Source organism: Dyella sp. C11 (genome assembly GCF_003121485.1).
GTDB lineage: Bacteria > Pseudomonadota > Gammaproteobacteria > Xanthomonadales > Rhodanobacteraceae > Dyella.
The window spans coordinates 68,307-81,287 of the sequence record NZ_QAVX01000017.1 but is presented as its reverse complement, the minus strand read 5'-3'; the positions used below and the strand labels follow the sequence as shown (position 1 = coordinate 81,287).

The following is a 12,981-nucleotide window of genomic DNA, read 5'->3' as shown; positions in this document are numbered from 1 at the left end:
GTGGCGGTCTCCAAGGGGGCAGGGGTGGACAACGCGATCGAATTCCATGCGCTTCCCGGCATTGTCGCCGGCCGCGCGCGAGGTGGCCGTGCCGAGCAGCAGGATGACCTGGTCTGTTTCCATGACGCGGCGACCGGGAGCTATCTGCTGGTGCTCGCCGACGGCATGGGCGGGGATGGCGCGGGCGAGCTTGCGTCGCAGGGCGTGATCGATTCGGCGCGGCGCCTGTGGGACCAGGGCACGTGGCGCGAGCAGCCGACCTCGCTGTTCCTGGAGTCGCTCTGCCAGGCCGCCCACGCCGAACTTCGTTGCCGCCAGCAACAGGTGGCCCGTGGCGCGCCTCATTCGACGATTGTCGCCTTTCTTGTCAGGGACCATCGCATCGCGTGGGCTCACGTTGGCGACAGCCGTCTGTACCGCTTTCGCGGCCGTCGCCTGTTGGGATGCACCGAAGACCACAGCCTGGCGCAGGCCAGGCACCGGCTGGGCGAGATCACGGCGGACGAGCTGTCGACGCACGACGATCAGCAACTGCTGCTGCGCGGGCTGGGCGGGCCCGACGCGCCCGTGGTGGAGCACGGCAGCGGCGTGTTGAACCACCGCGACGCGTTCGCGCTGTGCAGCGATGGCCTGTGGACGCAGTTGAAGGAAGCGGAGCTGGCGCGCTTCGTCCAGCGCGCTGACCAGCAGCGGGCGTTGCGCGAGGCGATCCATCTGGCAGTCGAACGTGGCGGCGCAAAAGGGGACAATGTCGCGTTGAGCTTTGCGCGCCCATCGTCTGGTGGGTTTTGGCCTTCGCTACGGAAGGCGATGTTGTCGGCCCTGCGACGAAACGATGCGCGGGCCACCCTGCAGGACGAGGCATGAGTTTGAAGGTTGCGGTGGGTTCCCGGTGGCACGTCGCCCGATGCGCGACGCCCGGGTTGTGCGTTGCCCTGGTGATGGGCGCGTCGGGCTGCACGCAGGTGGGTGCATTGAAGTCCAAGGTGGGCAGCGCTTTCAGCGGTACGTCGGCGAACGGCGCGGCCGCGTCCACCGCGTCGGACAACGAGCAGCCGCTGAGCCTGAGCGTTATCACCGGCACGTATCTTCAGCACGGCCGTTATACGGAAGGCGAGCAGCAGTTGCGCCGCTATCTGGCCCGCTACCCGAATGATCGCGCCGCGCAGAACCTGCTGCGCCAGCTCACCGTGGACCCCAAGGTGGCGCTGGGCGCGAGCTCGCGCAATTACGTGGTGCAGCCGGGCGACAGTTACAGCACGCTGGCCGCGCGCGATCTAGGCGACTCCAACCAGTTCCTGGTGCTGGCGCGCTACAGCGGCTCGACCAACCCTTCCGCGCTGCACGCGGGCGACACCATCCTTCTGCCGGCGACGACACGCAATGCGTCGGCCGGTGGTGCACCGACGCGCGGCGCGCCGCGTGGTGCCGTATCAACGGCTGCGGCGCCGGCAACGCCTGCACCGTCGGCCGATGAGTCATCCGCCATCAAGGCCCAGCGATTGCAGGCGGAGAGCACCGCGCTTTTCAAGCAAGGCCAGAAAGACCAGGCGATGACCCGCCTGGACGAGGCGCTGACGCTGGACCCGCACGTCAAGCCGGCAGGCGACCCCACCGTGCGTGCACAACTGCTGGCGTCGTACCACGAACGTGCGGTGGTGCTCTATCGCGACCAGAAGCTGGACCAGGCCATTGCACTCTGGGATCGCATTCTGGCGGTGGACCCGGGTTACGAGCGTGCCGTGATCTATCGCGCGCGTGCGCTGGAATTGCAGCGGCGCCTCAATCAGATTTGAGTCAGCACGCGCCGGTGTCCGGCGTCACTCCGAGGGCGGCGATACGACCAGCGTGGGTTGTTGGGCGCTCTGTGCCGCCGGGCCGGGCGCGGGCTTGGCATCGCCGGGATGGCGTGATTCCAGCGCGTGGGTCATCAGGTTGAACGAGGCAAACAATTGCCCCAGTTCGTCGCGACGCGCCAGGCGGATGCGGTGCCGATATTCGCCGCGCGCCACGCGCATCAGTGCGTCGTTGAGCATGGCCATCAAGGCCAGCGGCTGGCGGAACAGCCAGTAGGCCGCAGTGATCAACGCCAGCAGCGTCACCAGCAGTACGGCGATGATCACACCCAGCGTGGTGCGCTGCGCGGCAACCAGCGGCGCGTTGCTTACGCCAAGGCGCAGTTCGCCAACGGTCTTTTCCTGGTAGCGGATGGGCACGTCGAACACCATCATATTGTCCAGCCCCGCTGGATGGCCGACGTAGCGCTTCACATCGGGGAACGACGCCAAAGGCTGCGACTCGCCGGCGTCATCCAGTGGCCGTCCCAGGTCCGACGATTGCGTGCTGGCCACCACCTTTCCCTCGCGATTGGCGATGGCCAGGTAATGGATCTGCTGGTTGCGCGATACGTCCTGCACCAGCGCGCGGGTGGCCGCTTCGTCGCCCAGCAGCAGGTTCTCCGCCGATTCGCCGGCCACGATGCGGCCCAGCGAGCTGCCGAAATCGGTGGCCAGGCCGTTCACCGCAATGTTCTGCTTGGCGTAGATGCCGGCCAGGCCCAGCAGCAACACCAGGCACAGGATGGCGCCCAGCGTGCCGATCCAGCGCAAGCGAAGGGAAATGATGCGCGTGGCGATGGGCGTTTCGTGCGTGCGCTCGTATTCGCGCCGCGCAAGGCGCAGATCGTTGATCACCTCGGCGCCGGATTGATAGCGCGCCTCCACCGTGGGCGCCAGCAGCGTGCTCACCACGTCGGTCAGCAGGGCAGGCGCGGCGGGATCGAGCGGTGTCACCTCGGGATGAGGGTGGCGCTGCCGCTCGCGGATCAGCTGCTTCATGTCCGGCATCTCTGGCCAGGGCAGCTTGCCGGTGATCAGCCAGTACAGCACCACGCCCAGAGAAAACAGGTCGCTGCGTTCGTCCGCCGGTTCGCCGCGCAGGCGTTCGGGCGCCATGTACGCAGGCGTGCCGCCGACGGGCAGGTTGCCGGTGCGCGTCTTCTGACGTGCACGACGTTCGGCGATGCCGAAGTCGCTGAGCTTGGCGTAGTGCCAACCATCCGCCAGCATGATGTTCTCGGGCTTCACATCCTGATGGATGATGCCCTGGCCGTGCGCATGATCCAGCGCCGCGGCCATCTGCGACACCAGCTCGATCGCCATCGGCAGCGGCGGCAAGCCCTCGCGCGCGACCATGCTTGCGAGCGTGTCGCCGGGCAGGCGTTCCATTGCGATGTACGGACGTCCGTCGTCGGTTTCGCCGCTGTCGAAGATGGTGACGATGTTGGGATGCACGAGCTGCCCCGACGCCCGTGCTTCCAGCAGCAGGCGACGATCGGACCCGGCCGCCGAGGCGGCATCGCGGTGCAGGCACTTGATGGCCACGGGTCGGTCGATGCCCGGGTCAAAGCCCGCATAGACCACCGCCATGGCACCTTCGCCCAGGATGCCGTCGATGCGGTAGCGACCGATATGGCGCGGCAGCTCGGCCGTATCCATGACGCTCAGAGCAGCCACCACCACAGCAGTGCACCCAGCCCGGTCAATGCCAGCGCGCCGGTCAGCACAAAGATGCCCACCGGTCGGCGTGCGTGTGACTCGTGCGTCAGGAAAACAAATTCCACCTGGCCAAAGCGGATGCGGTCACCGTGCTTGATGGTGGCTTCGTGCACGCGCGTGCCGTTGACGAACGTGCCATTCGTGGACAGCGTGTTCATCACCACGTAATGGCCCTGCTGGTTGATGATCCACGCGTGCGCCGACGAAACGCTGGGCTCGTTAACAACGATGTCGTTGTCGTCGCGGCGCCCGATGGTCTGTCGACCGGCGCGCAGGGAGAAGCGGTGGCCTTCCAGGCCCATGCTCGTGCCCTGCAGAACCGGCTCGCGCGCCGTGGCATGCCCGTGAGCGGAGGCGCCCGCTTCGGCCGCCCATTGGCTGAGTTCCCCGCTGGAAAACAGCTGGGTTCCCTGGGTACCGGCAAGCCGCTGCCCGGCCGTGGTCGATGGGGTGTGACGAGAGTTTTCCATCGAACGCCTTGGCTAATGAATCGCGCGAGTTGCAAAGTTACCGAATCGGCCAAAGGTGCACAAACTTGAGTTGCGCACCCACCCCTATGCCTTTCCTGTCCCTTACAGCTTGCTTGGTTGAGCTGATGCCGGCGTGAAAAAACGGTGGAAAAGGGGCGGGGTTATCCCTCCCTGCGCCTGTCTGGCGTTAGCGGTGGCAGGCGGGCTGTGCGTTTGGGCGCGAAGGTCGCGGCAGGCGACGCTCTCGGGATAGGCCGTGTGAAGGCCGGGCCAGGTGCCTGGCCATGGCCACAGCCGTGCGCGGCACTGCGATGGCGGCGAGTGATCGGCTACGCTCGCGCCCAGCCATTTCATTGACCGCAAGGGATTCGCGTCATGCATATTGAAGTGCGTCAGGTGCACCTTCGTTCGTTGAAGGAGTTCGCCAGCCATTATCTGATGATCGTGCTCAGCATCCTTACCGCCCTTGGGTTGGAGGCATGGATCGAGCATGTACACCATCAGCACGCTGCCGCCGAAGCCACGGCAAACATCGAGGCGGAGATTCGCGAGAATCTTGTGCACGTCAAGGAGAGCCGCGACCACGATTTCAGTCGCATGCATGCGCTGGAAAAGATTCGCGACGGTCTGGTTGCCGATCTCAAGGCGCACGCATCCATAGTGGATATCAATCGCCATATCCACGAGGCCGACCCCGACGGGCTTTACCTTGACTGGCGCTGGCCGTCGCTGCGTCGCGAAGCTTGGGACGTTGCCGTAGCCAATCAGTCGGCCGGCTGGATCAACAGTGATCGCTTGCGGCGCTATTCCAGCATCTACGCTGCTCAAGCCAGCGAGTCCGCCATCATTATCCAGGACACATCCAGCGTGTTCAGTGGCCAGCGGATGGCGGACATCCTGGTCGACATGCAGATGGACGACTATCAACCCCGCGAATTGCTGCGCGTCGTCAACCAGATGGCCGGCGCCGCCAGCGAAGCGGGGCATGGCCTGGACATTCTGGCCACCCGCATGGACGCAGCCTTGTCCAACGGAGCCGACTCGGATGCGCACAAGTTGGCATCGAACTGAGCGGTAGCCTTTTAGGGCCTTCCGAACGTGCAGTGCGGATAAGTTAGGTTCGCTTTCGACCGAAAGCGAACCTTAGTGACTTCTGGCAGAAGCCATTGAGGCGAGGTGCTCCTTAGGCTTCGATCAAACGGCCGAGAGGGACAAATGCAATGCTCATTTCCAGGAAATGGATTTTTGCTTTGGCAACGTGCATCTGTGCTGCCAATGTATGTGCCGAGGATTGGAACGACTACAAGCACACATCGGATAGCTCCCTTGTATGGCGACGGTCAGACCACAAGGCGCTCACCCTCAATTCCGAGGGGAACAAAGGAATTGAAGTAATGAGTGTTTCCCCCGATGGCCTTTGGGGTTTGCATAAGGGCGACCGCATAACTTCGTTGAACAACACACCCGTTTATCTGGTTAGCGATTTACTCGAAAAATTGCCGCGAACTGATGAAGACACTGCGACTCTTGGTGTCGTCAACAACGGCAACGCTCGGACAGTCAGTGTTACCAGCGAAGCCTACAAGGCGCTCAAATAGAAGATGCAAGACCTGGCGTGGATCCGTCGAAGGTCTGCCTTCAACCCAAGACGGACATGCCTTTAGTACCCGACCTTTAGTACCCGGCGACAGATCCACCGAATTCGTCACCCATCAGTCGAGCGCGACACTGACTCCCATTGATTGATCTCGGCCGTCAGGTCGGACAGTTTCTGACGCACCAGCCCAAGCGCGTCACTTCCCAGTAACAGATGCGCTGGCGGCGAAGGGCTGTCGATGACATCGAGCATGGCCTTTGCTGCCTTGGCAGGGTCGCCGAGCTGCTTTCCGCTTTTTTCCTGGCGAGTGGCGCGGATGGGATCGAACAGCGCGTCGTAATCGGGAATGGAGCGGGGTGTTCTTGCCATGGAACGACCCGCCCAGTCCGTGCGGAACGAGCCGGGAGCGACGGCGGTGATGGCAATGCCCAGCGACGCCACTTCCTTGCCAAGCGTTTCCGATATGCCTTCCAGTGCGAACTTGCTGCCGCAGTAGTAGGCAATGCCGGGCAGGGTGATGTATCCGCCCATCGACGTGATGTTGAGGATGTGTCCCCGACGACGGCGACGCATGTACGGCAGTACCGCCTTCATCATGGCGACGGCGCCGAATACATTCACGGCGAACTGTTGTTGCATCTCCGCGAGCGGCGATTCTTCCAGAATGCCCTCATGGCCGTATCCGGCGTTGTTGATCAGCACGTCTATCGGGCCCACGGTTTCTTCGATGTCGGCAACCACGCCGTCGATCGCATCGAAGTGGGTGACATCCAGTACGCGGCCCACGGCTGTCCCCGGGGACAGCATCTCGAATTCGCGCAGCACCTGCGCATTTCGCACGGTTCCGACAACGCGGTTCCCTCTGGCCAGGGCCTCTTGAGCGAGTGCCCGGCCGAACCCGCTGCTGACTCCGGTAATGAGCAAAGTCCTGGCGGTTGCCATGTTGGTCACTCCTGAAAGCGGAAGAAGGGTGCACAATACGCATCAATGGCCTTCGTATTGAGGCCGGTTTGGCTCATCTTCTTGCCTATTTCTATGAACCGCGATTTTTCAGGTCCTAAGCGGCAGGCGGCTCCGGGCGAAGCAACCCGGCGCATGATTGCCCTCGCCAGGAAGCTGGCGCCTCAGGAGGGGTACAACCTCACAGCCTTGCCCGGCGTCCGCATACTGCGTTCGGATCGCGCCCTGTCGCGAACGCCAGTGCTGTACGACCCCGGTATCGTCATCGTGTGCCAGGGCAGCAAGCGGGGCTATTTCGGCAAGCAGGTCTACCTGTACGACCAGCAACACTATCTGGCGGTCGCGGTGCCGGTTCCTTTCACGATGGAATCGGACGGCACGCCGGAGCATCCGTTGCTGGCCATCTATATGCATCTGGACTTCCAGATGGCCGCCGAGTTGATGATCCAGATCGATCGTCATCAGGCGACTGTCAACGAAGACTCACCGCAGAGCTTGATGTCCAGCCCGATGGACCCCGCACTTCAGCGTTCCGTCTCGCGCTTCCTGGAAGCGATGAGCCAACCGCTGGAGGCGGCCATACTCGGGCCGGGGCTGCTGCGCGAAATTTATTTCCGCGTACTTACCGGCGCGCAGGGACCCGCCTTGCGCTCGGCGCTGGGGATGCGCGGTCAATTCGGCAGGATAGGGAAGGCGCTTCGGCGCATCCACGACGCCTACGCCGAGCCGATGCATCTGGCGGAACTGGCCCTTGAAGCGGGCATGAGCGTGCCCTCGTTCCACAGCCACTTCAAGGCCGTCACGCGCACATCGCCCATGCAGTACGTGAAGTCCACCCGCCTGCATCAGGCACGCCTGTTGATGGTGCGCCAGGGCATGACAGCCGAGGCCGCTGGCTATGCGGTGGGTTATGCCAGCGCGTCGCAATTTACGCGCGAGTTCAAACGGCTCTTTGGCCTTCCCCCTGTTGCGGAAGTGAAGCGCATGAGGGAAAACTTCGCCATACCACCTGAGCAGGCGGCGTCGAGCTATGTTTCGTCGCATTAGAACTGTTGAAAGAGCAGGCTGGCTTGGGAGAATTCAGATGTCCGCTCTCGACCCGTAACGGACAATTTGGTCAAGGCGCCCAGTAGAAACTTGGAAATGGATATGCGCCCGACCATCCGTGCGATTTATATGCGTGCGATCAAGAACGTCGCGTCTGAGACTGAATGACCGGTTGAAAACGTCCGCTTCCAATCGATAGCGGGCCTACCTCTTAAGGAGACAGAAAGCTGGAGCCGCTGCCTGTAGATCGCTCCCCGGAGCTGATAACTGAGTTTGCACAGATGGCAGCGATTTGCGGCTGGAGGAGCTCGACTCTGCGATCTTTTTGCGCAGCCAACGGCATATCGCCGAGTGATGCGCTTTCGCAGTGGCCACGGGGGATTCGCAGTGTGGCGTGGCAGTTCAATGCGCATGCCGATGCGATGATGATCGCTTGCGCCAACGCACTTGGCGCGCCCGCACTTTCAGGGCTCATCCTTCGCAGGTTTGCCGACAACGAACCTTTGAAAGGGGCGGTGAGAAGTCTTGCACGGTCTGACGCCATGCATCCGTTCGACACGCTGGAAAGAACCGCCCAGACGGCCCGCGCCATGTGGCAATGCTTGGGACTCTGCGGCGCAGAACAGCGTCGCCCCAGTCGGCTTCGCATCTGGGGAATGACGATCATGTACAGCGTGTGTGTGCTCGTATGGTTGGCCGACGGTACGAGATCCCAGAAGGCCGTACGTTCGTCTGTCCATCTCGGCGTCAGGTTGTTGGGAGAACATTGAGCATGAACTGGGATGTTCTACCCGCTGATCCGGAGCAGCTGCGGCTCGCCAGGTGTTTCGTCGATGCGGTGCCTGCCTGTGGTGTAAGCCGGAGGGCGCTGGCACAGGCTTCGCGCGAGGCCTTCAGCGATCCAGCGAGATGGACGGCGTTCTTTCCTGATGGCCCTACGGGCATGATCTGGTTTATCAGCGACGTCTCCGATGCCAGCATGCACGCGATCTACGCTATGGAGCCAGCCCAGTGCATCGCTGATGTCATTGGCGAGCGTTTCGCCCAGAACGCGGAGCTCAAGCCTTTCGTGAGGCGGGTGATGCAATATGACGTATTGCACCCGTTCCAGGCACTGGCACGAATGCAAAGGACCGCCAAGGTCATGTATGCATGCAGGGCCCGTATTGAGCGCCCAGGCTTCATTCGCTTGGCCCTGCTCAATATCTTTTATACGGCGCTTGTTCTTTTCTGGCTGTACGATCGGTCACCACACGACACCCGTACGAAAGCGGCCACGGATGCGCTCATGCGCTTGCTTCGAACATGACTTCGTGCGGTTTATGAAGGCCGGCTTGAAGCGTTCGATGTCTGCTTCCGATCCAACGCAGACCTTCAAGACATGACGAGGCGCTGAGCCTGTCCTCACTCGTCACGCAACTTGCGGCGCTTGCATGCCGGAGCGTGCTTCAACAAGCAGAAGGGAGCAGGGCACAGATGGTGCCCTGCTCCCCGAACCCGCTTACTTCTTGTCGTGCGCTGCCTGCTCGATCAGCTTGGCGACGACAGCCGGCTTGGAGACGTAGATGGCGTGGCTGCCCGAGGTTTCGACAACAGTCGAGCCTGCGCGCTTGGCCATCATGTGTTGCGCCTGCTGCGGAATCATGTGGTCGTCCATGGTGACGAGGTACCAGCTCGGCTTTGTCTTCCAGGCCGGCACGGTCACTTGTCCGCCCAGTGCCTGGACGCCCCACGGCACCTGCGAATCTGCCATGAAGCTGGCTTCGGGGGCGGAGACGTCACCCGCGAAGGCGGCGGCGAACTTCGCGCGGTCCAGGAACAGGAAGCCATCCTGGGGAGGCAGGATCGGCGGCTGCGAGGCGCCCGGGGGCGGGTTGGCGATCAGGCTCTGCACCGACTCGCCGGTGTCGGGTGCGAAGGCGGCGATGTACACCAGGCGCTGCACCTTGGGGTCGGTGCCGGCTTCGGAAATCACTACGCCGCCGTAGGAGTGGCCCACCAGGACAACGGGGCCGCTCTGCTGCGCGATGGCGCGCTTGGTGAAGGCGACGTCGTCGGCCAGCGTGGTGGTCGGGTTCTGGACGATAGTGACGTTGTAGCCATCCTTCTTGAGGATGTCGTACACCTTCTGCCAGCCGGAGCCATCGACGAAACCGCCGTGCACCAGCACGACATTCTTGATGGCATCCTGGGACGCGGGGGCCGTGTCGTTGGCGGCGTGAGCGGTGGCGGCAAGGGTCATGGCGGCCAGCGAGGCGAGGGCGAAAGCTTTGATCTTCATCAGAATCTCCAAAGGTTATTTGACGAAACGAAGCGGGATATAAGGAGGACGGTTCGTGCTGTCGACCTTGGAGCAAAGCTTGCGCGCCGGGGTTTGCTCCAACCATCGGTTGAATGACCGAGGCGGCGGCGGGAAAGGGGGCGCTATGCTGCCTGCCCATGAAATCCCGATCTGACACAGCGGTGTCCGCCGTCGCCCTGCTCGACGTGATCCGGTCGATCGCGTTCGTGGGCGACCTGGCCATGGGTCAGCCCACGAGCCACTCACCTCGGGCCGCCTGGATCGCCGGGCAACTGGCCAGGGTGGCCGGTGCGGATGCGCTGGCCTGCGTCGACGCCACCACCGTCGCGTTGCTGCGTTGGTCCGGCTGCACGGCCAACGCGCCCGAGTTCGCGCGTCTGGTCGGCGATGACGTCAGCGGAAGAAAGGCCCTGCTGGCCATCCAGTCCGAGGGCAGCAGTTTTCGCGCGGGCACCAAGGGCAATGGCTCGGCGTTTCATTCGTTGTCGCGCATCCATTGCGAAGTCTCCGGGGATGTCGCCAAGGCCCTGGGTTTGAGTGAGGCGGCGCAGTTCGCGCTGCGGCATCTGTTTGAAAGCCACAACGGCGCGGGCGCACCGGATGGCTTGCAGGGCGATCAGATTCCGTCGTCCGTCTATATGGCGACGCTCGCCGGCGACCTCGACATTTTCAATCGCCTCTACGGTTTTGAGCGGGCATGCCAGTTGATTGGCCAGCGCGCCGATGTGTTGTATCCCGTCGGCCTCTCATCGCTGCTTATCGAGAACGCCGCCCAGTGGCTGGCCGAACTCGAAAACGATCCGACGATGGCTGGCGCGTGTTCGCTTGATGCAGCGTTCGCCGGTCGTACCACGTCGCTGGAAATACTCGCCGACATCATCGACCTGAAACTGCCTTGGATGACGGGACATTCGCGGCGCGTGGCGCAGCTGGCGCAACATGCGGCGATTGAACTTGGGCTGGACGACGCCCGCCACCAGAAGGTGTATCGCGCTGCCCTTATCCACGGCATCGGCCGCGCCGCCGTACCGAACATGGTGTGGGATACCCCGGGAAAACTGATGGAGTCGGAATGGGAGCGCGTGCGTCTGGTGCCCTACTGGACGGGACGCGCCGCGCGACAACTCGGCACCCTTGCCGTGGAGGCGGACATTGCTTCGTACGCCTACGAAAGGCCGGATGGCTCCGGTTACTACCGCGAGGCCAGGACCGGAACCATTCCTGTCGAAGGGCGCATCCTTTCGGCAGCGGCCGCCCTGGCCGCCTTGCGTGAGGGACGTCCCTGGCGAGCGGCGCTGGAAGAGGGCGCTGCACGCGCGTTGCTGGAGTCCGAAGCCGCCGCCGGCCGACACGACGCGGACGTTGTTCGCGCACTCCTGAAGAAGCCAAGGGCGAGCAGGAATACAGTGCCCGTCGCGCCGATCACCAGCCTGCTGACGCAGCGCGAGCGCGATGTGCTGCGCTGTATCAGCCTTGGCGCCAGCAACAAGGAAGTCGCCAGGAAGCTGGCGATCAGTCCCAGTACCGTACGCACGCATGTCGAGAGCGTGTTCCGCAAGCTGGAGTGCACCACCCGTGCTGCAGCCACTTTGAAAGCATCACAATTGGGTCTGCTTTAGATCGCCCCTGCGCTCATGGCGTCTTGCGCGGCCACGCAAACCACAGGGCGACCACGACGGGAGTGGCCAGTGCGAACCAGCACAGTGCTTTCCATGCGAGATGCTCGCCCCATAGCGCCGATGCCAGACCGAGAAGAGTCAGGGCGCTTATGGCTACGGGGGCACGCCATACGCGCCATGACAACGATCCACGCATCATGAGCGCTCTCCGCTCGCCTGGTGTGCGGCGACGAGGTGGGCGAGACGATCGGCATGCGCTTTTCGCCGTGCCACCCAAAGGACAAGGCCGCTGGCCAGCACCACGATGGTGACGAGGTCGAGCAGTGCCCACAGGACTTTCAGTGGAAGTCCGCCGTAATCCCCGAAGTGCAGGGGGCGTGATACTTCCAGTGCGCGGAGATACCACGGCATCTGCACGAGAGCGCTGAGTGCCCCCGTGCGTGCGTCGACCAGCACAGGACTGAGCAGGCGCGATGTCAGCGTGCTGCTGCCCTTTGCCCATAGGAGATAGTGATAGGGACTGCCGAATGGGTTTCCCGGATACACCACGCTCACCACCGTCATGTCAGGTACGGCGCGCTGTGCCGTGTCCAGTGCTGCCTGCACGGACGGCAGTGCATGTTGCAAAGGCACCGTGTGACCTGCGTAAGAGGCGAGCAGTTGCTTCACGTCGGTCTGCTGCCACAGTCCAAACAGCGGCGTGGACAGTTCATTCATGGTGCCCGTAACGCCAACCAGCAGCGCCCAGGTCATGGTGACGATGCCCAGCAGATTGTGCAGGTCGAGCCACTTGAGCCGATGAGAGCGCCCCCGGCGTATCGTCCCGAAGTCCAGCTTCTTCATGAAGGGGCCGTAGAGCACGATGCCGGACACGGTGGCGAGGATAAACAGCAACGCCATCAGCGCGAGGAACAACGAGCCCCGCAGGCCCGCGAACAGATCCGTGTGCAAGGCGAGCATCAGGTCCGTGAACTTCCGGTGCTGTACGCCCTGGTTGCGGGTCGTCTCCAGCACCTGTGCCGTGCGCGCATCGAAACGGATGGAATACATCACGCTCACGTCCGCCTTTATCGCGGCGAACGACGGCGCCATCAGCACGAACACCGCCGGCTCGTCGTCATCGGCGTACATGGATGCAATGACATCACCGGGGTGCAGCGCCAGCGCTTCGGCGGCAAAGCGGTCGTAGCTTGCCGTTGGCGTATCCGCAGGCAGGGATGCGTAGGCGTGCGGCTCCAGCCACTGGTCGATCTCGTCATGGAAGATCAGCGGGAGTCCTGTTACGCAGATCAGCAACAGGAAAGCCGTGCATATCAGGCTGGCCCACTTATGGACGGCGTACCAGTGCTTGAGAGTGCGAGTGGCGGTCATGAAGACATCCGTTATCCATGCCCCCATCGCCTGGCGAATGGGGGCATATACCCGATGG

13 protein-coding genes are annotated in these 12,981 nt (G+C 63.1%); 8 read left to right on the top strand and 5 right to left on the bottom strand.

All coding sequences use genetic code 11. The features are described 5' to 3' along the window. Positions 1-24 precede the first annotated feature (24 nt). Complete coding sequence (locus DK366_RS15625; RefSeq protein WP_109126486.1) at positions 25-867, top strand: PP2C family serine/threonine-protein phosphatase; 843 nt, start codon at positions 25-27, stop codon at positions 865-867. Next, positions 864-1,796, top strand: coding sequence for a LysM domain-containing protein (locus DK366_RS15620; protein WP_232821074.1), 933 nt, complete (start codon positions 864-866; stop codon positions 1,794-1,796). The genes DK366_RS15625 and DK366_RS15620 overlap by 4 nt, the downstream gene beginning before the upstream one ends. 24 nt (positions 1,797-1,820) lie before the next feature. Here the strand turns inward: DK366_RS15620 and DK366_RS15615 are convergent, their stop codons facing one another. Both DK366_RS15615 and DK366_RS15610 read right to left on the bottom strand, forming a co-directional pair. Then, positions 1,821-3,497, bottom strand: coding sequence for a protein kinase (locus DK366_RS15615; protein WP_109126519.1), 1,677 nt, complete (start codon positions 3,495-3,497; stop codon positions 1,821-1,823). Positions 3,498-3,502: 5 nt separating this feature from the next. Beyond that, positions 3,503-4,027: an FHA domain-containing protein gene (locus DK366_RS15610; protein ID WP_109126485.1), complete on the bottom strand. Its 525-nt coding sequence runs from the start codon at positions 4,025-4,027 to the stop codon at positions 3,503-3,505. A 375-nt stretch (positions 4,028-4,402) separates the two neighbouring features. Between DK366_RS15610 and DK366_RS15605 the strand changes: the two genes are divergently transcribed. Both DK366_RS15605 and DK366_RS21580 read left to right on the top strand, forming a co-directional pair. Then, the gene (locus tag DK366_RS15605; RefSeq protein WP_109126484.1) at positions 4,403-5,098 is read left to right on the top strand and encodes a hypothetical protein; all 696 of its coding nucleotides are present in this window, start codon (positions 4,403-4,405) and stop codon (positions 5,096-5,098) included. Positions 5,099-5,247: 149 nt separating this feature from the next. After that, positions 5,248-5,625: a PDZ domain-containing protein gene (locus tag DK366_RS21580; protein ID WP_157956577.1), complete on the top strand. Its 378-nt coding sequence runs from the start codon at positions 5,248-5,250 to the stop codon at positions 5,623-5,625. 107 nt (positions 5,626-5,732) lie between these two features. Here DK366_RS21580 and DK366_RS15600 read toward each other — a convergent pair whose 3' ends face one another. Continuing rightward, positions 5,733-6,566: an oxidoreductase gene (locus DK366_RS15600; protein ID WP_109126483.1), complete on the bottom strand. Its 834-nt coding sequence runs from the start codon at positions 6,564-6,566 to the stop codon at positions 5,733-5,735. A gap of 153 nt (positions 6,567-6,719) precedes the next feature. Between DK366_RS15600 and DK366_RS15595 the strand changes: the two genes are divergently transcribed. The 3 genes from DK366_RS15595 (at position 6,720) to DK366_RS15585 (ending at position 8,940) form a co-directional block, all read left to right on the top strand. Continuing rightward, a complete protein-coding gene (locus DK366_RS15595; RefSeq protein ID WP_109126482.1) occupies positions 6,720-7,631 on the top strand; it encodes an AraC family transcriptional regulator in 912 nt (303 codons plus the stop codon). Between the two features lie 389 nt (positions 7,632-8,020). Further along, the gene (locus DK366_RS15590; RefSeq protein ID WP_109126481.1) at positions 8,021-8,401 is read left to right on the top strand and encodes a hypothetical protein; all 381 of its coding nucleotides are present in this window, start codon (positions 8,021-8,023) and stop codon (positions 8,399-8,401) included. Positions 8,402-8,403: 2 nt separating this feature from the next. Further along, positions 8,404-8,940 carry a hypothetical protein gene (locus DK366_RS15585; RefSeq protein ID WP_109126480.1) on the top strand — a complete coding sequence of 179 codons (537 nt, stop codon included), beginning with the start codon at positions 8,404-8,406 and terminating at the stop codon, positions 8,938-8,940. Positions 8,941-9,132: 192 nt separating this feature from the next. Here the strand turns inward: DK366_RS15585 and DK366_RS15580 are convergent, their stop codons facing one another. Beyond that, positions 9,133-9,912 (bottom strand): alpha/beta hydrolase, encoded by a 780-nt coding sequence (locus DK366_RS15580; protein ID WP_198651589.1) that lies wholly within the window; start codon positions 9,910-9,912, stop codon positions 9,133-9,135. A 158-nt stretch (positions 9,913-10,070) separates the two neighbouring features. On the opposite strand from DK366_RS15580, the gene DK366_RS15575 reads away from it, so the two are divergent. Continuing rightward, the gene (locus tag DK366_RS15575) at positions 10,071-11,552 is read left to right on the top strand and encodes an HD domain-containing phosphohydrolase (protein WP_232821073.1); all 1,482 of its coding nucleotides are present in this window, start codon (positions 10,071-10,073) and stop codon (positions 11,550-11,552) included. A 195-nt stretch (positions 11,553-11,747) separates the two neighbouring features. Here the strand turns inward: DK366_RS15575 and DK366_RS15565 are convergent, their stop codons facing one another. Then, the gene (locus DK366_RS15565) at positions 11,748-12,923 is read right to left on the bottom strand and encodes a PepSY-associated TM helix domain-containing protein (RefSeq protein ID WP_109126478.1); all 1,176 of its coding nucleotides are present in this window, start codon (positions 12,921-12,923) and stop codon (positions 11,748-11,750) included. Positions 12,924-12,981 lie beyond the last annotated feature (58 nt).

Coding starts and splice junctions, on each gene's coding strand:
- DK366_RS15620 (WP_232821074.1), top strand. CDS start 864: ATGAGTTTGAAGGTTGCGGTGGGTTCCCGGTGGCACGTCGCCCGATGC.
- DK366_RS15615 (WP_109126519.1), bottom strand. CDS start 3,497: ATGGATACGGCCGAGCTGCCGCGCCATATCGGTCGCTACCGCATCGAC.
- DK366_RS15610 (WP_109126485.1), bottom strand. CDS start 4,027: ATGGAAAACTCTCGTCACACCCCATCGACCACGGCCGGGCAGCGGCTT.
- DK366_RS15605 (WP_109126484.1), top strand. CDS start 4,403: ATGCATATTGAAGTGCGTCAGGTGCACCTTCGTTCGTTGAAGGAGTTC.
- DK366_RS21580 (WP_157956577.1), top strand. CDS start 5,248: ATGCTCATTTCCAGGAAATGGATTTTTGCTTTGGCAACGTGCATCTGT.
- DK366_RS15600 (WP_109126483.1), bottom strand. CDS start 6,566: ATGGCAACCGCCAGGACTTTGCTCATTACCGGAGTCAGCAGCGGGTTC.
- DK366_RS15595 (WP_109126482.1), top strand. CDS start 6,720: ATGATTGCCCTCGCCAGGAAGCTGGCGCCTCAGGAGGGGTACAACCTC.
- DK366_RS15585 (WP_109126480.1), top strand. CDS start 8,404: ATGAACTGGGATGTTCTACCCGCTGATCCGGAGCAGCTGCGGCTCGCC.
- DK366_RS15580 (WP_198651589.1), bottom strand. CDS start 9,912: ATGAAGATCAAAGCTTTCGCCCTCGCCTCGCTGGCCGCCATGACCCTT.
- DK366_RS15575 (WP_232821073.1), top strand. CDS start 10,071: ATGAAATCCCGATCTGACACAGCGGTGTCCGCCGTCGCCCTGCTCGAC.
- DK366_RS15565 (WP_109126478.1), bottom strand. CDS start 12,923: ATGACCGCCACTCGCACTCTCAAGCACTGGTACGCCGTCCATAAGTGG.